This window comes from Sphingomonas sp. GV3 (assembly GCF_031082075.1).
Taxonomy (GTDB): Bacteria; Pseudomonadota; Alphaproteobacteria; order Sphingomonadales; family Sphingomonadaceae; genus Sphingomonas; species Sphingomonas beigongshangi.
This window is the reverse complement of record NZ_JARWLE010000003.1, coordinates 59,556-79,218: the sequence shown is the minus strand read 5'-3', so window position 1 is coordinate 79,218 and position 19,663 is coordinate 59,556. Positions and strand designations below refer to the sequence as shown.

The 19,663-nt window shown below is 64.4% G+C and carries 19 protein-coding genes; 5 read left to right on the top strand and 14 right to left on the bottom strand.

Annotated features, from left to right (window positions below; all coding sequences use genetic code 11):
* Positions 1–40: 40 nt before the first annotated feature.
* The 10 genes from RF701_RS17295 to RF701_RS17250 all read right to left on the bottom strand — a co-directional run bounded on the left by RF701_RS17295 (position 41) and on the right by RF701_RS17250 (position 10,068).
* Entirely contained in the window at positions 41–919 is an 879-nt protein-coding gene (locus RF701_RS17295) for a glycosyltransferase family 2 protein (protein ID WP_308815781.1), read from the bottom strand.
* Positions 916–1,692 (bottom strand): glycosyltransferase, encoded by a 777-nt coding sequence (locus RF701_RS17290; protein WP_308815780.1) that lies wholly within the window; start codon positions 1,690–1,692, stop codon positions 916–918. The genes RF701_RS17295 and RF701_RS17290 overlap by 4 nt, the downstream gene beginning before the upstream one ends.
* On the bottom strand, positions 1,689–2,858 hold the full coding sequence (locus RF701_RS17285; protein WP_308815779.1) for a hypothetical protein: 1,170 nt from the start codon (positions 2,856–2,858) through the stop codon (positions 1,689–1,691). Before RF701_RS17285 ends, RF701_RS17290 begins: the two co-directional genes overlap by 4 nt.
* 9 nt (positions 2,859–2,867) lie before the next feature.
* Positions 2,868–3,935, bottom strand: coding sequence for a glycosyltransferase family 2 protein (locus tag RF701_RS17280; protein ID WP_308815778.1), 1,068 nt, complete (start codon positions 3,933–3,935; stop codon positions 2,868–2,870).
* 38 nt (positions 3,936–3,973) lie between these two features.
* Positions 3,974–5,344, bottom strand: a complete 1,371-nt coding sequence (locus RF701_RS17275; protein WP_308815777.1) for a hypothetical protein — start codon at positions 5,342–5,344, stop codon at positions 3,974–3,976.
* Positions 5,341–6,255: an NAD-dependent epimerase/dehydratase family protein gene (locus tag RF701_RS17270; RefSeq protein ID WP_308815776.1), complete on the bottom strand. Its 915-nt coding sequence runs from the start codon at positions 6,253–6,255 to the stop codon at positions 5,341–5,343. Before RF701_RS17270 ends, RF701_RS17275 begins: the two co-directional genes overlap by 4 nt.
* On the bottom strand, positions 6,255–7,343 hold the full coding sequence (locus RF701_RS17265) for an NAD(P)-dependent oxidoreductase (protein ID WP_308815775.1): 1,089 nt from the start codon (positions 7,341–7,343) through the stop codon (positions 6,255–6,257). Before RF701_RS17265 ends, RF701_RS17270 begins: the two co-directional genes overlap by 1 nt.
* Complete coding sequence (locus RF701_RS17260; RefSeq protein ID WP_308815774.1) at positions 7,321–8,238, bottom strand: transketolase C-terminal domain-containing protein; 918 nt, start codon at positions 8,236–8,238, stop codon at positions 7,321–7,323. The genes RF701_RS17265 and RF701_RS17260 overlap by 23 nt, the downstream gene beginning before the upstream one ends.
* Positions 8,235–9,110 carry a transketolase gene (locus tag RF701_RS17255; protein WP_308815773.1) on the bottom strand — a complete coding sequence of 292 codons (876 nt, stop codon included), beginning with the start codon at positions 9,108–9,110 and terminating at the stop codon, positions 8,235–8,237. Before RF701_RS17255 ends, RF701_RS17260 begins: the two co-directional genes overlap by 4 nt.
* Positions 9,111–9,312: 202 nt before the next feature.
* The gene (locus RF701_RS17250; RefSeq protein ID WP_308815771.1) at positions 9,313–10,068 is read right to left on the bottom strand and encodes a glycosyltransferase family 2 protein; all 756 of its coding nucleotides are present in this window, start codon (positions 10,066–10,068) and stop codon (positions 9,313–9,315) included.
* Positions 10,069–10,286: 218 nt separating this feature from the next.
* On the opposite strand from RF701_RS17250, the gene RF701_RS17245 reads away from it, so the two are divergent.
* From RF701_RS17245 to RF701_RS17235, 3 genes are all read left to right on the top strand, one after another.
* On the top strand, positions 10,287–11,804 hold the full coding sequence (locus RF701_RS17245; RefSeq protein WP_308815769.1) for a sugar transferase: 1,518 nt from the start codon (positions 10,287–10,289) through the stop codon (positions 11,802–11,804).
* Positions 11,805–11,811: 7 nt separating this feature from the next.
* Positions 11,812–13,218 carry an O-antigen ligase family protein gene (locus RF701_RS17240; RefSeq protein WP_308815768.1) on the top strand — a complete coding sequence of 469 codons (1,407 nt, stop codon included), beginning with the start codon at positions 11,812–11,814 and terminating at the stop codon, positions 13,216–13,218.
* Between the two features lie 222 nt (positions 13,219–13,440).
* Entirely contained in the window at positions 13,441–13,593 is a 153-nt protein-coding gene (locus RF701_RS17235) for a hypothetical protein (protein WP_308815767.1), read from the top strand.
* A 48-nt stretch (positions 13,594–13,641) separates the two neighbouring features.
* Here the strand turns inward: RF701_RS17235 and rfbH are convergent, their stop codons facing one another.
* Genes rfbH through RF701_RS17215 form a run of 4 tightly spaced genes read right to left on the bottom strand, consistent with a single transcriptional unit; the run spans position 13,642 to position 17,841 of the window.
* Positions 13,642–14,964 carry a lipopolysaccharide biosynthesis protein RfbH gene (gene rfbH / locus RF701_RS17230; protein ID WP_308815766.1) on the bottom strand — a complete coding sequence of 441 codons (1,323 nt, stop codon included), beginning with the start codon at positions 14,962–14,964 and terminating at the stop codon, positions 13,642–13,644.
* A 28-nt stretch (positions 14,965–14,992) separates the two neighbouring features.
* Positions 14,993–16,075: a CDP-glucose 4,6-dehydratase gene (rfbG, locus tag RF701_RS17225; protein ID WP_308815765.1), complete on the bottom strand. Its 1,083-nt coding sequence runs from the start codon at positions 16,073–16,075 to the stop codon at positions 14,993–14,995.
* Positions 16,072–16,842 carry a glucose-1-phosphate cytidylyltransferase gene (rfbF, locus tag RF701_RS17220; protein ID WP_308815763.1) on the bottom strand — a complete coding sequence of 257 codons (771 nt, stop codon included), beginning with the start codon at positions 16,840–16,842 and terminating at the stop codon, positions 16,072–16,074. The genes rfbG and rfbF overlap by 4 nt, the downstream gene beginning before the upstream one ends.
* A 12-nt stretch (positions 16,843–16,854) precedes the next feature.
* On the bottom strand, positions 16,855–17,841 hold the full coding sequence (locus RF701_RS17215) for an FAD-binding oxidoreductase (protein WP_308815762.1): 987 nt from the start codon (positions 17,839–17,841) through the stop codon (positions 16,855–16,857).
* Positions 17,842–17,954: 113 nt separating this feature from the next.
* Here RF701_RS17215 and RF701_RS17210 point away from each other — a divergent pair, with 113 nt between their 5' ends.
* A complete protein-coding gene (locus tag RF701_RS17210) occupies positions 17,955–18,134 on the top strand; it encodes a hypothetical protein (RefSeq protein WP_308815761.1) in 180 nt (59 codons plus the stop codon).
* A 446-nt stretch (positions 18,135–18,580) separates the two neighbouring features.
* Complete coding sequence (locus tag RF701_RS17205) at positions 18,581–19,594, top strand: site-specific integrase (protein ID WP_308815760.1); 1,014 nt, start codon at positions 18,581–18,583, stop codon at positions 19,592–19,594.
* The last annotated feature ends 69 nt before the right edge of the window (positions 19,595–19,663 follow it).

Here is a 19,663-nt window from a genome sequence, read left to right as displayed (position 1 = left end):
TGGTCCCCCACCGGTAAAGCTAGCGATCGGAAGCCAGCGATTAATGCCTCGCGGGGTCGTGGCCGCGGGCTTCGACGATCTTCGCATCAACCAGGAAACGGTACCAAAAACCGTGGAGGACATGGAAGATCAACCCCGCCTTGCCGTCCAGGAAGCCGCCCAGGATGACGTAACGGTGAAAGAAATACAGGAACGGCCGCACGAAGGGCGGAATTCGGTAAAACAGCTTTTCTTTCAACCAGCGGATTCGCTGGTTGCGATCGCCAAAGAGGCGGGGAGTCAGCATTGCCGCTCCACCCGCCGTTCCGGCTACATCCCGGCTGGCGAGCGCGGTCGATGCCTCCAGCGTCGAATATTCGTTGTGTTTGGCAATCCACAGCGACAGGCTGGTCAACGGGATGTCGTCGACATCAGCCTCGAAGGTCGCTGCGGTGCCAGTCTTGAGCAACATGTGCTCGTCGAGCGCACGGATCTCACAATGCACTGCACGAGGTCGCCACAGCCGCATCGAATGGCGTGGATAGACCCCACCGAACCGCATCGGCTGGCCCATGAACCAGAGCCGGCGCCGCACATGGACGCCGCTGACCGAGGCGGGGAGGGTGGCAAGGAAGTCGGGCAGCCCCGCCACCAGCGCCTCAGACAGGACCTCGTCGGCATCGATCCGCATCATCCAGCCGTCGGTGGGAACCTCGATCATGTCGATCGCCCAATTCAACTTCTGCGCGAACGAGGTGAAATCGCCGGGGATCACAATCGCGCCTTCCGTCTCGGCGATCGCGGCGGTCCCGTCGACGGAGCGACTGTCGACGACGTAGATGACGTTGCACACCCGTCGCGCGCTTTCCAGACAGCGGCGGATATGGATTGCCTCGTTGCGGGTCAGCACGACCCCGATGATCGGCGGGTGTGCGCTCACGCCGCCATTCCTGCCGCGGCGCGAGCGCGGCGAAACCGCTTGCTCAGTCGCAACTCGAGGAGCGAGCGAACTAGCCCGACCCGCCAGGTCAGCCGACGCATCAACGAATAGCGCGCCTGGGTATAATTGTGTCCCCCCCGGCGGAAGAGCATCGTTGCCCCGGGCGCGAAGGTGACCGGCCCGACCAATTCAGAGACGAGGCCGAGCCAGACGTCGTGCATCGAGATTGCCTGCGGGAACGGCAGTGCGACCGAGAGCAGCTCGCGCCGGAATGCCATGTGGCAGCCGACATAGGTATTGCGGACGATGTTCTTAACTTGGCCAGTGCCGACGTCGAGATATGCAAACAGCGATCCCTCGGTTGGCGTCAGCGACCCGTCGGCGATGATGCTATCGAGGACGAGGAGGTCGAAAGATGTCGTTGCCCTATCGAAATGGTGGCGCACCCGGTCGAGCCGGCCGGGCAACCATTTATCGTCCTGGTCGGACAGGACGAGTACCGCGCCGCGGGCATGGCCCAGGGCGTGCTCGAAGTTGCGGATCGGCCCCAGCCCACCGGGCGAGGCGACGATCCGGATTCGGGGATCTTCCTGTGCTGCGGCGCGCAGCAGCGCCTGAGTCGTGTCGGTCGAGCCGTCGTCGCTGACCACCAGCTCGTCCGCCTCGTCGAGCTGCGGCAGGATCGAGCCGAGCTGCTCGGCAAGATAGGCCGCGCCGTTGTAGGTGGTCATGACGACGCTGAGGGGGGGCATCGCGGTGTCGTTACTATTCATGACTGCGTCACCGGTAGTGGGGGCGTCTCGGCGGGGCTGCCCCGTGGTAGCTCGGCCGCGACGAGTGCCGGGTCGCGCTTGATGACGAACAGGATCATGAAGACGTAAAGCGGATAGAAATAGCGATGTTGAATGACCGGTGACAGGCAGATCATCAGCGTGAACAGCACTGCGAACAGGATCATGTTCCACGCTGTCGCGGTCCGCACCATATCATCGGGCCGCTTGCCGAAGGCGATCACGGCGCTCAGCATCGTGAACATAACCGACGATCCGGCGACGCCCACGGTATAATAGTTGGCGCTGTCACCCTGCAACAGGTTAACAAGCCCGATCATCCCGCTGTAAAGATTGAGCAGCATCCTGAAGACGTAGAGCAGACTGTAAAGGCCGTACCCTGAGAGATAATCGACCGCCAACGAGATGCCAGTCGACTGACTGATATCATCAATCCGTGAGAAGTCGCCAAGAAGATTATACTGGAGCTCCGCTCCGACTATTGCTGCGATTAACGAGACGAACGCTGTAGCCCCGATCATCATCAGCCAGTAGCGGCGGATCGTGGCGCGCGGAAGGACGCCCTGCCGGGGCAGTGCAGTGACTAGCAACACGCAGAAGGCGGCAACGATGACGAAAGCGGGCAGCCGTGTAAACAGCGCGGTGACGAGGCAAATGCCGAGCGCGAGGAGCGAACGCGAGCGGATGAAGATAGCCAGTGTCGTCAGCGCGGTGAGGCCGAAAACCTCCTTGTTGGGGCCGAAGATGCTGAGGAAGGTGATTGGATTGATAAGGATAAGGGTGAGAAGTGGTCGCCATGGCCGCTGATAGACCCGCGCCAACCACAGCGTCGCCCCCAAGATGACGCAGGCGTTAAAGACCGACAATAGCCCAGAATTATAAGAGAAGAGCCGCAAGCCGACGCACGGGCCGATGTCGCGTAGCGTCGTCTGGTCGAAGAAGTTCGAATTAACGACGCAGATCGCTTCGTAGGTTATTGCGTCCGCCAGGATGCGTGGGGCGAAGAGATCCGACGTCGCTAGATAGGGGGCGACGACGGCAAAATAGAAATAGATCGCGAACAGGCCGTAGGCGAGAAAGATCAGCGGATAGGGGATGAGGCTCGCCCGGGCGGGCGGGCGGGCGGGGGGGACGGGCTGGGGCGTCACCGGCACCCCCTATCGTTCGGCAGATCGAGCATGATCTCCTGTTAGCCGATCGAGAGCCGTTTGCCGAAACGGAAAACGCGCCGTCTCAACTGCCTCTGCCGGCGCGGGGGGAGCCTCGGGCGAGGGCGGGCGTCGCAGCCGCAGCGCGAATCTGCGCACGGTGCCGAGCCAGGATTGTGGGATTGCCGCGATCGCGACGATCAGCGGCCAGGGACAGGGCGAGCATTGCGCCAGCGCCTCGCGGTGCCGGCGTACCTCGGCAAGGTCAAGCCCGCCCTTAGCACGCAGGTTCAAGAGGCCGACCATCGTGAGGAGCCCGGTGCGAACCCCGTGGGCACGGATGCATGCCTGCCGCGCCTCGGCGCTGTAGGGCCCGGGGATTGCCCGGACTGCCTGCGACCAGCGGGTTGCGAAGATTTCGATCACTCGCCGCGTCCATGAGAAGGAAGCGAGGTGCGAGGGGTGGAAGGAGGAGGGGGCGTGCCAGCGCACGCGTGGCTGGCCGATCGCCGCCATTCCGCCGAACAGCGCGATGAAGTGCGAGAAATAGGTGCCGTCATAGGTGGGCACATCCATCGCGCCGAGCAGCCGGCGGCCGATTACCAGACTACTGATCCAAGTCGCGTGCCAGCCGAGTTCGACCAGCAGCCGCTCGGGATCGTGGAAATCGCGCGACGGTTCGCCTTGAACGCGCCCGCGATCGGGATCGGGGTGGCCACCGTTGAGCAGGATGAGGTCGTATGTCTCGTCAGCTAGAAGTTCGAGGACACCGCCCAGCGTCACTTCGGAGACGACGTCGTCGTCCCCCAGCAGCCAGACATAGGGCGTGTTCGCTAGCCCCAGTGCGACCGCAAAATTACCGTCCATCCCGACATTGGTTGCGTTCCGGTGGTAGAATATCCGTGGGGACCGTTCCCTGAAGCTCGCCACCACCGCCCCGGTGTCGTCGGTCGAGCAATTGTCGGAGACATGGACCTCGACGTCGTGGCGCGACAACAGATCAGCTAAATGTGTAAGGTTTGCTTTAAGTTGGGCGGCACGATTGAAGGTCGGGATACAGATCGCAAGCATGGCCATCGTGATCGCTGCTCGTATGTCGGAGGTGTCGCGCGCCGTTACGAAGGGTCCGGCCAGGCTGCAATGTCGCGCATCCGCCGGCGACACAAGAGGTAGACGACCGGCAAGGTCCAGACATAGGAGGAGACGAACGCCACGAACATGAGGTCCGGCCGGCCGAAATACAGGAAGGCGGCAGTGCCAATCACAGTGTGGATCGCCGCGACCCAGGTCACGACAACCAGCGGGTCGACCTTGAATGCCCTGATAAATAATGAACTGTTGTGAACAACGACTTGCAGGCCCCAGCCTACCGCGAGGAGGACGACCGAGGTCGGAGCGAGCAAGCGGCGCGCGACCGTGGGGATGTCGCCGAATGTGAAATAGGCAGCGAGCGCGACCCCGGCGAGGAAAAGATAGGACAGGAGTGCCGCCGCCAGCCCGCTCAGGAACACGCGGCGCAGCATCGGGGCGTTGCGGACCGCGACCGCCATCGACATCAACGGCAGCCGGAAGGCGAGCCAGACATTGGCGAGCGAGAAGATCGCAGTGAACACCGACACGGTCAGCCCAACCCGCCCGGCCAGTACCGGTCCCTTCAGATACATGGTGATCGGCGCGAACAGCTGAAACATTACATAACCGCCGATCCAGCTCAGGCTGTAGCGGCTGAGAATCGTCGACATGCTTGCTGACCAGTCGCGTACCGCCTCTTGCGGGACCGCACGCAACCGGAGGGGCCCAGGCAGGTGACCGCGGGCAAGGACGGCGAACCCGACCGCGGAGGTCGCCAGGCTGGCGAGCGGCAGAGTCCAGATGCCGAGCCCCGATGCCGCGCCGGTGATGGTAGCGGCCAGCGTGACGAACGACATCGCGGCGCGCAGCCGCTGGACCAGCCAGACTCCGTCCTGCCCTTCGCGAAAAGCGAGCATCACCGACACCATCAGCGCAAGCGCTGAGGCAAGGCAGAATAGGGTCCAGGGTATGATCCACCCGACCGATCCGCCGGCCCCTCCGCCATGGTGGTTGCCCATGCTCCACAACCCACCCACGAAGACTAGCGGCAGGCCGATCAGGCAAACCCGCCCGATCCGCCGCATTGCGAACAGGAACAGCGCATCCTGGCGGCGGCTGTCGGTAAATGCGTCGCCGCCTGCGGCGGCCCGCGCCGCCTCGACCTCGGCATATTCGTGGGCGCTGAACTGGAGGACTGCAGTCGACAGCCCCATGTCGGCGAACGCCATGATCGCCGCGACACCGGTCATTGCATACCAGAAGCCGAGTTCCTCGGCGGTCAGGAACACCGGCAGTGCGACGAGGACTGCCGGTCCCAGCATCAGCCGGACGAGTTGGTTAAGCGCGGTGTAGCGCAGCGCCGGGTTGACCGCGAGCCGCCCCGCGATGTCGGCAAGCCGGGTGGCAAACGTCACGACCCGTGGCCCTGATAGCGGGTCAGGATCGCCGCGATCCCCGCTTCCGGGGTAACTCGCGGCCGCCAGCCGAGTCCATCGAGATCGCGCGTATCGGCATGCGAGCTCATGATCTCGTCGGCGCGATAGGGAACCGCCCCGAAGCGCAGTTCGGTCGGACTGTCGGACAGGGTCGCGATCAGCGAGACTATGTCGCGCACCTGCATCGCCTCACCCGTCCCGATTCCAATCGTCTTGAAGGGCAGGGCATGCTCTTCGACATGGGCGAGGATCGCGAGGATGGCGGATACTACGTCGGAGATGTACACAAAGTCGCGCTTCTGGTGGCCATGGGTCAGGTCGACTGCCGCGACCCGGTCGATTGCAATCGACCGGATCATCATCTCGATGAATTTCGACCCACTGTCCCCCGGTCCGTACATGTGTTCGAGGACGGCATTAACGACGGTAATACGCGGTGACAGCTTCTCCAACCAGTTGAGCAGGGTCAGCTTCGACAGCGAATAGTTGAGCAGGTTTGAATAGGACCCATGGAACTTGTTAAAAAACGAGTCGATGTTGATAAAGGCGCGCGCGCCATGGGTGATACCCAGCTCTGCCAAGCGAACCGGCAGGATCAGGTTGGCGTCGAGGATGGTCGCAATCGGCACCCCGTCGCGGCCATATTCGGTCGCGGCATGGATGATCGTGCCGATCGACCGGCGCGCGAACTCTGTCTCCAGCGCGTCAGGGTTGGCGTCGATCAGTCGCAGGTTGGGCCGGTCCTGCAGCACCGCGATCCGATCGAGTCGCGACTGCGGGCGCACCATTGCAAAAACCGGGCGCCCGCTTTCGACGAGGGCGTGAAGAAGGGCGCTACCCAAGAACCCCGTCGCCCCGGTAAGGAAGACACCGTCGTTGCTGCCAGCCATCATCCGATCCTGATCACCCGTTGCGGCGCCGCCCCGCCTGTTCCGTCCGGTTCGTTCCCTGCATCCCGCCGGCCCCTCCCAGCCGCAGCGCGGACGATGGCGGCGGGTAGCGAAGTTTCAATCTTGAGACCAAGCCTTGCGGCCTTGGCTATCGCGGGGACATAGTTCGACGTGGGCCGCGCAGCGCCCGCTGGGTCGAGCACGACCGGCTTGTCCGTCCTAAGCGCCGCGGCGATCGCGCGGGCGAGGTCGGGGATCGTGATCGCCTGGTCGGAGCCGACATTGTACGCTTCCCCCGCCGCGCCGTGCAGCAGCAGAGTGACCAGCCAGTGCGCCATGTCGCGCCCGTCGATATAGGAGCGCAACGTCGCGGGATTGCCAGCAATGCGGATCGCGTCCCGATCGTCCGCCAGCGCGTCGCGGATGAAGTTGCCTGCGGCATACGGGCCATCGAGTGGCATGTGTGGGCTGATGACAGCGAACAGGCGTGCGACGACTCCCTCGATGCCATACTGGCGGCCGTAGAGTGCGAAGAGATGCTCGGCCGCGCGTTTGCCTTGCGCATAGACGCTACTCGTATCGCCGGGTCGAGGGGCAAGCCCGTCGTCGGCTTCGGCCGGGCGGTCTACTCCGCCGCCATAGACGGCGCCCGAACTCACGAGGAGCGCGCGGGTCGCCCCGGCGCGGACGGCATGGTCGAGCACCCGGCGGGTGCCAGTGACGAGCTGGTCGAACCAGCCGACCGGATCGCCAGCGCAGTGGGTGTCGGCCGCGGCGTGGATCAGCGCGTCATATCCGCCGACGTCGGGCAGCGCGGCGAGGTCGCCAGGGACAAGGCGCAGCCAGGCAAGGTCTGCATAGCCAGGATGTGCGGCGAGGAAGGCGTGAGGCGCGCGCGACGGCACGGTCACGGAAAAATCCGCTCCATCACCCACAGCGCTTTCAGCACAATAGTCAAGGATAGAGCGGCCGACGAACCCGGTGCCGCCGGTCAGGAGGATCCGGCGGCCGGCGAGCGGTAGGGGCGGTGACAACGGCAACGGCAACGGCCCAGGCAACGATAGCTCAGGCGGCTGCAACGAAGGCATCCACCCGTTCCGCAACCGCCGCGAGGTCGAGGCCGTGCTCCCGCAGCAGATAATCGTAGCTGCCGCAATGCTCGGAGAACCGGTCGCGGATGCCGATCCGCAGCACCCGGCACGGCGCGGTTTCGCTGACGATTTCGGTCACCGCCGCGCCAAGCCCGCCATGGACCGAATGCTCCTCGAGGACGACGAGGCCACGGCTCGACCGGGCAATCGCGGTGATGGCGTCGGCGGACAGGGGCTTGATTGAGGGGACGCTCCACACTGCCATCCCACCGCGCTCCGCGGCGAGCCGGTCCGCGGTGGTCAGCATCGACCCGGTCGCGATAAGCGCGGGCGCGTCGGGCGACCCCTCGCGGATCTGCACCGGCTCGCCGACCGCGAGTGGGGCGAGATCGCCGGCGTGGACGTCGCCGCGATCGGCCTTGCCCATCCTGAGATAGACCGGGCGGGCGAGGTCGTAGGCGAGGTCCATGCAGGCGGTCATTTCGAACCGGTCGCCGGGCGACAGGACGGTGAGCCCCGGGACCGAGCGGGCGCAGGCGATGTCCTCGGCCGACTGGTGGCTCGGCCCGAGATGGCTGTAGACGAAGCCGGCGCCGTCGCCGAGCAGGACGACCGGTAGGTCGTCATGTGCGATATCCATCTTGATCTGCTCGATCACCCGGATCGGCACGAAGGCGCTGAGGCCGTAGACGAAGGGCCGGAACCCGACCCGCGCCAGCCCCGCGGCCATCCCGACCATGTTCTGTTCGGCGATGCCGGCGTTGATGAACTGCCCCGGGCAGCCCTTCCGGAACTCGTCGAACAGTGCATAGCCATGATCGCCGGTCAGGAGGAGGACGTTGGGGTCACGCTGGCCGAGCCGGGTCAATGCGGCGGAGAAGGCGCTCCTCATCGCGCATTCTCCCCACGCAGCGCCTCGATCGAGGCCTCGTAATCCTGTGCCGACAGATGGCGGTAATGCCACTGGTTGTCGTCTTCCATGAACCCCACGCCCTTGCCCTTGGTGGTGCGCGCGACGATCGCCTTGGGGGCGTCGGGGTCGCCGGCGAACAACGTCCTGATCGCGGTGTCGAGCGCGGCCTCGTCATGGCCATCGACCTCGGCGGTGACAAAGCCGAAGCTCTCGAATTTCTGCCGGATCGAGCCGAGCGCGATGACCTCGTCGGTGCGGCCCATCGCCTGGAAGCCGTTGGCGTCGACAATCAGCAGGAGGTTGCCGAGCCGGTTGTGCGCGGCGAACAGCATCCCCTCCCAGATCGGACCCTCGTTGAGTTCGCCGTCGCCGACGATCGCATAGACGCGCTGGTCGGTCCCGCGCCGGCGCAGCCCCTCGGCGATCCCGACCCCGACCGAAAAACCATGGCCAAGTGATCCCGACGACACCTCGAGCCCCGGGGTGCGTGAATCCGACAATCCCATGAGGTCGCTGCCATCGCCGAAATAGCGCTGGATGTGCCGCTCGTCGTCGAGCCAGCCGAGCTCGCGCATGCAGGCATATTGCGCCATCACGCCGTGCCCCTTGCTCAGCACCAGATAGTCGCGGTCGGGATGGCGCGGATCGTTGCCTGGATAGCGCAGGAACGAGCGGTACAGGACCGCCATGATCTCAATGATCGAAAAGGCGCAGCCAACATGTCCCGAAGATCCGGCACGCGCCATCGCCAGCACTGTCTTGCGCAGCGAGCGGGGATCGAAGGCATCGTTAGGCAGCCAGCCGGGATTAGCATCGGGCATGGCGTCCGGAGTGATGACCGGAGCGGTCATCGCGCCGCCTTTGTGGACGTCGCTTGGCAGGTCATTGCCGTCATTTTCCCTCGGCTTAGCTCAGGGGACCAGGCCATGCAGGGGGCATGGCCTAATCGGATCGTTGGGTACCGGTGTCGCCGGACCGCTGCCTGCTCCGGTAGTTGGCTCGGGGAGTATTGGAAAGCCCCCGCCCAAATATTGGGCTATGAGCAAAGCGCTATCAGGCGGGGCGGTACTGGAGGAGCTTTAGCGGCAGGCGCAGTAGCACCGCGACACGATGGAAGGGCTGGCCGAGCCCGCGCAGGCTTTGCGCAAGCTCGCGGTTGAGCGCCAGCTTTGCTCCCATTCCGGCGGTCGACACCCCGCCGACCTGGAAATGGGTCAACACTACGGGCAGCGTTGCAAAGCTGGCGCGCCGGCCGAGCAAGGCCCGCGCGACGAGATCGAAGTCGCCTGCAATCCGGAAACTAGTGTCATAGCCGCCCAGCTCTTCAACCAAGCTGCGTCGCAGGAGCATCGAGGGATGCGGCGGCTGTGCCCCGACCCGTAGCCACCAGCGGGCGAAGCGCCGCGCCGAATAGCGCCGTTGCCCCGCGGTGGTGCCGTCGGGGCCGACGAATTGGGTATCGGCAAACAGGCAGTCGGCCTCCGTTTCGGCGAGCGCGTCGGCGGCCAGCTTCAGGCTATCGGGGCGGGCAAGATAGTCGTCGGCGTTAAGGAACAGGAGATAGTCGCCGCGCGCGCGCGCCACCCCTTTATTCATCGCGTCATAGATGCCGCGGTCAGGTTCGCTGACCGCGGACAGCTGGTCATGGCGGTGTTGGTCAACCACCGTCATCGTCTCGTCCCGCGATCCCCCGTCGACGACCAAATGCTCGTACTCAACCCCCTGCTGCATGGCGACGCTATCTAGCGTCCGGCCGATCGTGGCAGCCGCGTTGAAGCAGACGGTGACGATGGAAATCCTCGGAATCACGCCCGGTATCCCCGATCGTTGTGCTGTAGCGGAAGGTCGGAAAACTATCGTGGTGCTCGTGGCGTCGTCAAGCAACTAACCTAGCGCGCCCACCAGGCGGCATTCCGGTGCCGGACAGAATGAGACGGGACAGAGCGAGCTTGCTGCGGACGGCGGTTTGGCCGAATAGAGACTTAGAAATATTACACCTTGCCGAAATTCGGTAGGAAGATCGTGATTTGCGCACTACCGGCAACACGCAAGGATGGCACCGAACGGATACGCCGCACGGTTGGAGAGAGCTGACCGTAACGGATGTGGTGACCGTGACCACGATCGGTTGCAGAGGGTTTTACGAAAGGGAGGGGCCGGAAGGCAGGAAGAGCGTGAGTGAAGACGCGCGTAAAGAGGGTGATATGCAGTCCAGAACACTCGGCCTGAACGCCAGCCTCGGTGATGCTTTGCTCGGGGCATCGGGGGCGGGCAATCTGCTAGGCGTCACCCCCCGACGCGGGTTGGCGCGGCTTCGCTACCGGCTGCTTCTCGGTATTCTCCTCGTCGTTGTTGGACCCAGCATCCTGTTCAACATCACCGAACTGTCGACGATCTGGTCCTCGCCATTCGGGGTGAATACCGTCCTAGCCAGCTGCGCCGCGCTCTTCATCATGCTCGTCTTCTTGCGCCGCGCTGAGACGCTGCCTGGCGTCGGGGTGATCAGCCAGGTTGCGACGACCGCGATGATCGCGTTCGGCACGGTGATGACCATCATGTTCGCCTTCCGTCTTGGCTATAGCCGTGGCATCTTTTTCGGCAGCTTCGTCGGCGGGCTCATCTTCTGCTTCATGCTGGGGCTGCGTAGCCGGGCGAGCATGGGGCAGGCGTTCCACCTCATCGCCTCACCAGCGACCTGCCGGCTGGAGGAGGTCCCCGGCATCCAGTGGATACGCCTGTCGCAACCCGAGCTTCCTAAGGATTCGCACGCGGTTCTGATCGTCGACTTGCGCGAGGATTTCGATGACGAGTGGGAGCGGCTGATCGCGACCGCCGCGGTGAAGGGTATCCCTGTCTATCACGCCAAGCAGGTGATCGAATCTCTGACTGGTCGAGTCGAGATTGAACATCTGTCCGAAAACAGCTTCGGCAGCCTTATTCCTAATCACGGCTACAATAAGGTGAAGCGCGGGATCGACTTCATCCTTGCACTTCTTGCTCTTCCCTTCATCGTGCTGATCGGGGTTGTTGTGGGCATCGTCATTAAGATGCAGTCGCCCGGTCCGATCCTGTTCCGGCAGGTCCGCCGCGGCTACAAGGGCGAGCCCTTCACCGTCTTGAAGTTCCGAACGATGAAAGAAATCGTCGTTTCTGCCGAGGAGATGCGTCTAGCTGCGATCACCAAGACCGGTGACCCGCGGATCACCCGGTTCGGCGCTTTTCTGCGTCGCACTCGGATCGACGAGCTGCCTCAGGTCTGGAACATCCTGCGCGGCGAGATGAGCTGGATTGGACCACGGCCTGAGGCGATCAGCCTGTCCGACTGGTACATGGGTGAGCTGCCCTTCTATTCTTATCGCCATATCGTCAGGCCCGGCATCACCGGCTGGGCGCAGGTAAATCAAGGCCATGTTGCCGATATCGACAGCGTCTACGTCAAGCTTCACTACGACTTCTACTATATCAAGTATCTTTCGGTGGGTCTTGACTTCCTGATCATAGCCAAGACGTTCAAGACGATCTTTAACGGCTTTGGGGCGAAGTGACTTGGTGATGCAGCGTCGTCCCTTCGGTTTCGAACGGCCGAGCGCCGGCCTGGCAGGGCTGTGTGCCCTCATCGCGATCCTTGTGTTGGCGGGCGGCGCATCGCGCCCCGATGTGCCAGGACAGGTTGTGGTCCGGCTGGCAAGCACGATTGCGCTCGTCGCTGCCGCGCTCTTCGCCCCCCCGCCCCGGGTCGGTGAAGTGCGCTGGGTCTGGATCCTCCTCCTCGCTGCGATCGCGCTGCCGCTAGCCCAGCTTGTGCCGCTGCCGCCAAGGCTGTGGCAGACGCTGCCCGGGCGGGCGATGCTGGCCGGCGCGCTTCCCGGTCAGCCGTGGCGACCGTTGTCGATCACCCCGGGCGCGACGATCAACGCCGCGACCGCGCTGATTGTCCCCGTCGCTGTCTTGACCCTCGCCACGGGGGTGAAGGCGCGCGAGCACAACCGAATGCTCGCAGTGATCCTGATCCTAGGCGCGCTGTCGATGTTGGTCGGCGCACTCCAGTTCGCGGGCGCGGATGCCAATAATCCTTTCGTCAACGACCGCCGCGGCGAATTGGCGGGGATCTTTTCGAACCGTAACCACTTCGCGCTGTTCCTGGCGCTGAATTGTCTTATCGCTCCAATCTGGGCGTTCCGCCCGCGCCGGTGGGAGGGGTGGCGACTATCGGTTGGGTTCGGCCTCGTCGCCGCGTTCTTGTTTGTCATCTTGTCGACCGGATCGCGCGCAGGGCTGATTCTCGGTGTCGCCGGAACCGGGTTGGGGGTTGCGATTGGACTGCGCGGCATGAAGCGCCAGCTCCTCGCGTTGCCACGCTGGCTGCGGATCGCGGCACCGGCCGGTGCGGTTGCGGTGATCGTGCTGTTTGGGCTGCTCAGCATTCACGCGAATCGCGCCGAATCTATCAAGCGTGCGATGGCGGTCAGTGTGGATGACGACCTGCGCTTCGCCGCGTTCGGCACGGTGACCGCGATGGTGAAGGGCTATTTTCCCGTCGGCACCGGATTTGGCAGCTTCGACCAAGCTTTCCGCATTCATGAGCCGTTCGGGCTCCTCAAACCGACCTACTTCAACCGGGTCCATAACGACCTGATCGAGGTGGTGCTCGATGGCGGGATCGCGGGACTCGTCCTCCTCGTCGCGGCGCTCGGCTGGTGGACCTATGCCTCAGTGCGGGTCTGGCGTGCGGCGCGCAGCGAGACGGTGATCCTCGGCCAACTCGGCTCGGCGATCATCCTCCTTGTGACGGGAGCGAGCATCGTTGACTATCCAGCACGCACCCCGCTCATCATGGGGCTTGTCGCGCTCGCCGCTTATTGGCTGGCGCGGGGAACCGAGCCGGTCATCTTCAGTATCGAACCGCAGGGCGCGTCCTCCAACCGCCATTCGAGGGGGAGCCGCCATGACGCGGGATAACCCTCGGCCCGATTATCAGGAAGCCTGACGATGATGATCCACCGGCCGCACGATCCGTTCGGGGCCACGCTGTGGGCCGGCGCCGCGGTGCTGGTCGCCTCCGTCGCACTGGTCGCCCCAGCTGTCGCGCAGACTTAGCAGAACGGCCGCATTGCAGACAGCGCGGTCGGAGAGGTCGGCCAGCGAGAAACCCGTGCCGATCCGGCGACCGGGATCCGGCCGATGGCACGGATCGACAACCGGATCCAGAACCGCGTTCAGTCACGCATCCGAAACCGGATCGACCGGTTCTACAATCCCCAAGCCGACGCTGCCTCGCCCTTCGCGGTTGCCGATGAGCAGACGCGCACCGCGGGTCAGCCAGTGACCCGCTGAAGGTAACCCGCTTGTCGATGCCAACATTCGACAGGCGGGTCATGTGCCTTAGAAATTGAGGCCGAAGAACTCCTCGAGCTTTTCCCCGACGTAGTCGAAGTGCTCGGCGCCAAGCGCAGGGAAGAGGCCGAGCCAGAAGGTGTTGTTCATCACCCGATCAGTATTCGTCAGGTCGCCGACGACCCGGTAATCGACATGTTGGAAATAAGGCTGGCGGGTTAGGTTACCTGCGAACAGGAGACGGGTGCCGATTTTGTTCTGGTCTAGGAAGCGGGTGACGTCGACGCGCTTGGCATCGACACCGTCGCGCAGCATCAGCGGATAGCCGAACCAGGACGGATCCGAATTGGGGGTCGCTTCCGGCAGGATGAAGATTTCCTCCATCCCCTTCAGCCGCTGGGTCAGAAGGTCAAAGTTGCGTCGGCGGGCGGCGACGAAATCGTCGACCCGGTCGAGCTGGGCGAGGCCGCAGGCGGCCTGCATGTCGGTGATTTTCAGATTGTAGCCAATATGGCTGTAGACATATTTGTGGTCGTAGCCGAACGGCAGCGTTCCATGCTGCTGGCCAAAGCGCGAACCGCAGGTATTGTCACAGCCCGGCGCGCAATAGCAGTCGCGGCCCCAGTCGCGGATGCTCTCGATGATTGGACGCAGCTCTGCGCTCTGAGTGAACACCGCGCCGCCTTCGCCCATCGTGATGTGGTGTGCGGGATAGAAAGAGAGGGTGGCGACGTCGCCCCACAACCCAACCTTTTTGCCGTCATAGGTGGCGCCCAGCGCGTCGCAGCAGTCCTCGACCAGCCATAGGTCGTGCGCATCGCAGATCCGGCGAACCTCGGCGAGGTTGAACGGATTGCCGAGGGTGTGGGCGATCATGATCGCGCCGGTCTTCTCGGTGATCGCCGCCTCGATGAGGCTAGCGTCGATGTTGTACGTCGGCACGTCCACGTCGACGAAGACGGGGACGAGGCCATGCTGGATCGACGGGTTGACCGTGGTCGGGAAGCCGGCCGCGACGGTGATGACCTCGTCCCCCGGCTTCAACCGGCGGTCGCCGAGCTTGTGGCTGGTCAAGCACGACAGCGCGAGGAGGTTCGCCGACGAGCCCGAAGTCGTAGTGAGGACGAAGGGCGCGCCGGTGATCTTGGCCAGTCCCGCCTCGAACTGGGTGTTGAACCGCCCGGTGGTCAGCCAGCCGTCGAGCGAAGCCTCGACCATCAGCTCAATCTCGGGTGCGCCGATCACCTTGCCGGCGGGGGGGATCACACTCTCGCCCGGCACGAAGGGGCGCGGCGCGAACTGGGCCTCGGCATATTGGGTAACGAGGGCGCGGATCTGGCGGCGAAGGTCGTCTGCAGTCGGGGAAGTCATCGGGTGATCCTATACGGAAAGATGGGGCCTAGGCGGCAAGGGAGGCGTCGGCGCTGATGAAGCGCGCCAGTTCGCCCTGGCAATAGTCGTGCATGTCGGCACCGGCCAGCCAGGCACGGTGCCAGGCGACGATGCCGTCGAGCGTCTCGGCGAGGGGCCAGCGTGGTTGCCAGTGGAGCCCGGCGCGCGCCTTGGAGATGTCAAGCTTCAAATAATGCGCCTCGTGCGGCTGGACACTCTCGTCACGGGTCCAATCGGCGCCCTGGCCCCACGCCTTGCACATCCGCTCGACGATCCACTGGACGGGACGAGCATCGTCGTCGCGAGGTCCGAAATTCCACGCATCGGCCGCGGCCTTGGGATCGCGGCACAGAGCTTCGGCAAGGACCAGATAGCCCGACAGCGGTTCCAGGACATGCTGCCACGGCCGGATCGCGAGCGGGTTGCGAATGAGGACAGGTTTGTCCGCCTCGACGCTGCGTAGGATGTCGGGGATCAGTCGGTCAGTTGCCCAGTCGCCCCCGCCGATGACGTTGCCCGCCCGCCCGCTGGCGAGTGCAACGCCCTGCGCGGTCATGAACGAGCGACGATAGGCAGAAACGACGAGTTCGGCACACCCCTTGGAATTGGAATAGGGGTCGTATCCCCCCATCGCCTCGTCCTCGCGATAGCCCCAGGCCCATTCGCGGTTCTCGTAGCATTTGTCGGTGGTGACAACGACGCAGGCACGCACGCCGGCCGCGGCGCGCACCGCCTCAAGCAGATGGACGGTGCCCATGACGTTGGTCGCATAGGTGCCGACCGGGTCGTCATAGCTTGCGCGGACGAGGGGCTGCGCGGCCATGTGTAGGACGATCTCGGGATCGGCCGCGACCAGCGCATCCTTCAATGCGGCCGCATCGCGGATGTCGCCGATGATCGAGGTCATGCCGTCCTCAACGCGTGCCACCTGGAACAGCGAGGGGGTGGTGGGCGGCGCAAGCGCAAACCCGGTCACCTTCGCCCCCATCGTCTGAAGCCAGAGCGACAGCCAGCTGCCCTTGAATCCGGTGTGCCCCGTCAGGAATACCCGCTTGCCGGCCCAGAAGCCGGGGTCGACAGTCCCGCTCACCATACCCGCCAGGGCGCCTTGCCGCTGCTCCACAGCCCCTCCAAATGCTGCTTGTCGCGCAGCGTGTCCATCGGCTGCCAGAAGCCGTGATGTTCATACGCCATCAGTTCGCTATCTGCGGCGAGGCGGCGTAGCGGCTCCTGCTCCCACACCGTCGCATCGCCTTCCAGATAGTCGAGAACCTTGGGACTGAGGACGAAGAAGCCGCCATTGATCATGCCGCCGTCGCCCTGCGGCTTCTCGGTGAAGTCGAGGATCCGCTGCCCCTCCATGTGGAGCGCGCCGAACCGACCGGGGGGATAGGTCGCAGTCAGGGTTGCGGCGCGGCCATGTTCGCGGTGGAATGCCGCGGATGCCGTGATGTCGATGTTCCCCACCCCGTCGCCATAGGTGAAGAAGAAGAATTCCTCGTCCCGGACATGGTCTGCGACCCGGCGCAGCCGCCCGCCGGTCATGCTGTCGTCGCCGGTATCGACCAGCGTTACCCGCCACGGCTCGGCGCGCTTCTCGTGGACGATCATCTCGTTCGCCTTCATGTCGAAGGTGACGTCCGACATGTGGAGGAAGTAGTTGGCGAAATACTCCTTGATAACATAGCCCTTGTAGCCGCAGCAGATCACGAAGTCGGTGACGCCATGGGCGGCATAGATCTTCATGATGTGCCACAGGATCGGGCGACCGCCGATCTCAATCATAGGCTTGGGGCGGAGGCTCGTTTCCTCGGCAAACCGCGTGCCAAGGCCACCGGCCAGAATGACTGCCTTCATGATCGGAAAACCTTAGTTCGAGCTTACGAATGCGTCGGAGAAGAAGCGCAGGGGCGGCAGGCCCAGGGCGATCATCGCTTGGCGCGCCGATGCGATCATCGCCTCGGACCCGCAGGCATAGACGACGCTATCGTTGGGATCGAATCCCTGGCGTATCGCCGCTTCCTGCACATATCCCCGCTTGCCGCCCCATTTCGCGTCCGGCCCCGATAGCAAATGATGGAAAGCTACGTCGAGCCCAAGGTTGACCGGGTCCCAGCAGAAGCTGTCCGCCGCGCGGTTGCCCCAATAGACGCTGATTTGATGCTGGGCGGCGCGCGTCGGATCGGCGGCCAGTTCCTCAAGCAGTGCCTTGACCGGGGCGATCCCGGTGCCGGTCGCTAGAAAGATGATGGTGGTCGGCGCCGCATCGCGCAGGAAGAAGGTGCCAAAGGGCCCCTCAATCCGGACGAGGTCATTGGGCTGAGCGCGCTCGAACCAATATTCGCTGAGGCACCCGCCGGGATAGCGTTTGATGATCAATTCGAGGAGGTTGTCGGCGCGCGGCGCGTTGGCAAGCGAATAACTGCGTCGCACCCCGTTGGCGAGGACGTCCACATATTGGCCGGGTAGAAAGCGCAGCGGCGAGGCTGGCGGAGTTTTCAGCACGACCTTGACGATGTCGTGGGAGAGCCGGTCGATCGCGACGACCCGCGCCGGCATCGTCCGTATCTCGAATCCGGTGAGCCGGTCGAGTGGCTCGACGTCGAGCACAACGTCGCCCGTCACGGCTCTGCAGCAGGTGAGGATGATCCCACGCTCGGCGTCGCCGGGATCGAGGCTTTCCTCGGGGCGCAGCACCGTCGTCTCGCCCGCCAGTACTGGTGCCTGGCAGATCCCACAGCGCCCGGTGCGGCAGCTATACTCAAGCGTCACTCCGGCGTTGCGCGCGGCGTCGAGGATCGAGATGCCCGAATCCGCGGCGAAACTGCGCCCGGTGTTTAAGGTAATGGTGGCCATGTCGGTCGGCTGATAGTTGATTATAGGAGACAGTCCAGCCGTGATCGCAGCGCAGAGAACAGCTGCATCCGGATTGCAGGATCGTGCGTTGGGAGCAATATAAGGAGGCGCTTATGACCCGTTATCGCGTGATGGTCGAAGGCGACGACCGGAGTTTCGATCACGACTTCGACGGCGAGCCACAGATTAACCTGACCTTCGACAATGAGGGCGTCGTCTATCGGGTTACCACCCGCGCGCATGACGAGACGCCGGACGGGAATATATTGAAGCTCCATGCCCGGATCGTCTGACCGGCGGGGCCCTTCCTATTTCGCTGCGAAGGGACGGTACATGCAGGCGTAAGCAAGCGGGCTGTGTTACGACGGGGTTGACTGCCGACGCCGACCACTACGCAACGTAGCCCTCACCCAACCGACTGGAACGATGCAACCACCTGCACCCCGTATCGATCTCACCGGTTTCGTTACCGCCACGGGATTTTGCATCGTCGTCGATGCTGCCAAGTCCGTCAGCGCATTAGGAGTGGAAACTCATGGCGATGGCACAATCGCCGGGTTTCATGGCCGTTGTACCGTGAACAGGTATGCGCTCACCGCCTCGATTCTTCACAATGGCGGTATGCTCGAACTTGGCACAAGCTGCCGGCGATGGCACCCGGTAGCCTTGTTGTGTCCGATAACAATGATTCTCGGACGTCGCGCTGGCGTCACGTGCCGCGGCGTGGCACAGGGGGGCGATGACCGCGTCCGTGCCTCCCGACCTATCGAGCGATCGGCCGCCGGCCTTGCCCGTCGCATCGCGGCAGCCGGTCCTGCCGGCCATCCTCAACGAAAAGATCGAGCGCGCGGCAGCCTATGCGAAGGCGGCGCGGTCCGAGGCGACGCGGCGGGCCTATGCGTCCGACTGGGCGATCTTCGCCGACTGGTGTCGCGCGCACGGGCTCGACGCGCTGCCGGCGTCGCCGGAGGTCGTCGCGGTGTTCGCGGGCGATCAGGCGGTCGCCGGGCGCAATCCGGCGACGATCAACCGACGGATCGCGGCGATCGGCCATCATCACCGTGCAGCGGGGTATCCCGCGCCGACCGCGCTGCCGAACGCCGGGCGACTGGCGGAGGTGCTCGCCGGCATCCGCGCCGAACACGGCCGGGCAAAGCGGCGCAAGGCGCCCGCGGATGCCGCGGCGTTGCGCAACATGCTGGCGACGATCGAGGGCGACGGCCTGCGCGCGGTGCGCGATCGCGCGATCCTCGCGATCGGTATGGCGGCCGCGCTGCGCCGGTCGGAGATCGTCGCGCTGCAGGTCAAGGACATCGCGCTGGCGCCCGAAGGCCTGCGCCTGACGATCGCGCGTTCGAAGACCGATCGCGCCGGCGAGGGCGCGACGATCGCGATTCCGGAGGGCTCGCGCATCCGCCCCAAGGCGCTGCTGCTCGCCTGGATGGCCGCGGCCGGCCATGACGGAGGGGCGCTGTTCCGGCGATTGTCGCGGCGCGACGCGCTGACCGATGCCGCGATGTCCGACCGCGCGATCGCGCGGCTGGTGCAGGCCTGTGCCGGCGCGGCGGGCTATGATCCGGCGGCATTCGGCGGCCATTCGCTGCGCGCCGGCTTCATCACCGAAGGCGCGGCGCAGGGTGCGACGATCTTCAAGCTGCAGGAGGTCAGCCGCCACAAGTCGGTGCAGGTGTTGTCCGACTATGTCCGCAACGCCGAGCTCTTCAAGGATCACGCCGGGCAACGGTTCCTCTAGGGGCTGATCCACGTGCGGGGCGCGGTGCCGGCCCGCCCCGATCCTGCCTTGCTGGATCGCACACCAACC

Coding starts and splice junctions, on each gene's coding strand:
- RF701_RS17290 (WP_308815780.1), bottom strand. CDS start 1,692: ATGAATAGTAACGACACCGCGATGCCCCCCCTCAGCGTCGTCATGACC.
- RF701_RS17280 (WP_308815778.1), bottom strand. CDS start 3,935: ATGGCCATGCTTGCGATCTGTATCCCGACCTTCAATCGTGCCGCCCAA.
- RF701_RS17270 (WP_308815776.1), bottom strand. CDS start 6,255: ATGGCTGGCAGCAACGACGGTGTCTTCCTTACCGGGGCGACGGGGTTC.
- RF701_RS17265 (WP_308815775.1), bottom strand. CDS start 7,343: ATGCCTTCGTTGCAGCCGCCTGAGCTATCGTTGCCTGGGCCGTTGCCG.
- RF701_RS17260 (WP_308815774.1), bottom strand. CDS start 8,238: ATGAGGAGCGCCTTCTCCGCCGCATTGACCCGGCTCGGCCAGCGTGAC.
- RF701_RS17255 (WP_308815773.1), bottom strand. CDS start 9,110: ATGACCGCTCCGGTCATCACTCCGGACGCCATGCCCGATGCTAATCCC.
- RF701_RS17240 (WP_308815768.1), top strand. CDS start 11,812: ATGCAGCGTCGTCCCTTCGGTTTCGAACGGCCGAGCGCCGGCCTGGCA.
- RF701_RS17235 (WP_308815767.1), top strand. CDS start 13,441: ATGGCACGGATCGACAACCGGATCCAGAACCGCGTTCAGTCACGCATC.
- rfbH (WP_308815766.1), bottom strand. CDS start 14,964: ATGACTTCCCCGACTGCAGACGACCTTCGCCGCCAGATCCGCGCCCTC.
- rfbF (WP_308815763.1), bottom strand. CDS start 16,842: ATGAAGGCAGTCATTCTGGCCGGTGGCCTTGGCACGCGGTTTGCCGAG.
- RF701_RS17215 (WP_308815762.1), bottom strand. CDS start 17,841: ATGGCCACCATTACCTTAAACACCGGGCGCAGTTTCGCCGCGGATTCG.
- RF701_RS17210 (WP_308815761.1), top strand. CDS start 17,955: ATGACCCGTTATCGCGTGATGGTCGAAGGCGACGACCGGAGTTTCGAT.
- RF701_RS17205 (WP_308815760.1), top strand. CDS start 18,581: ATGACCGCGTCCGTGCCTCCCGACCTATCGAGCGATCGGCCGCCGGCC.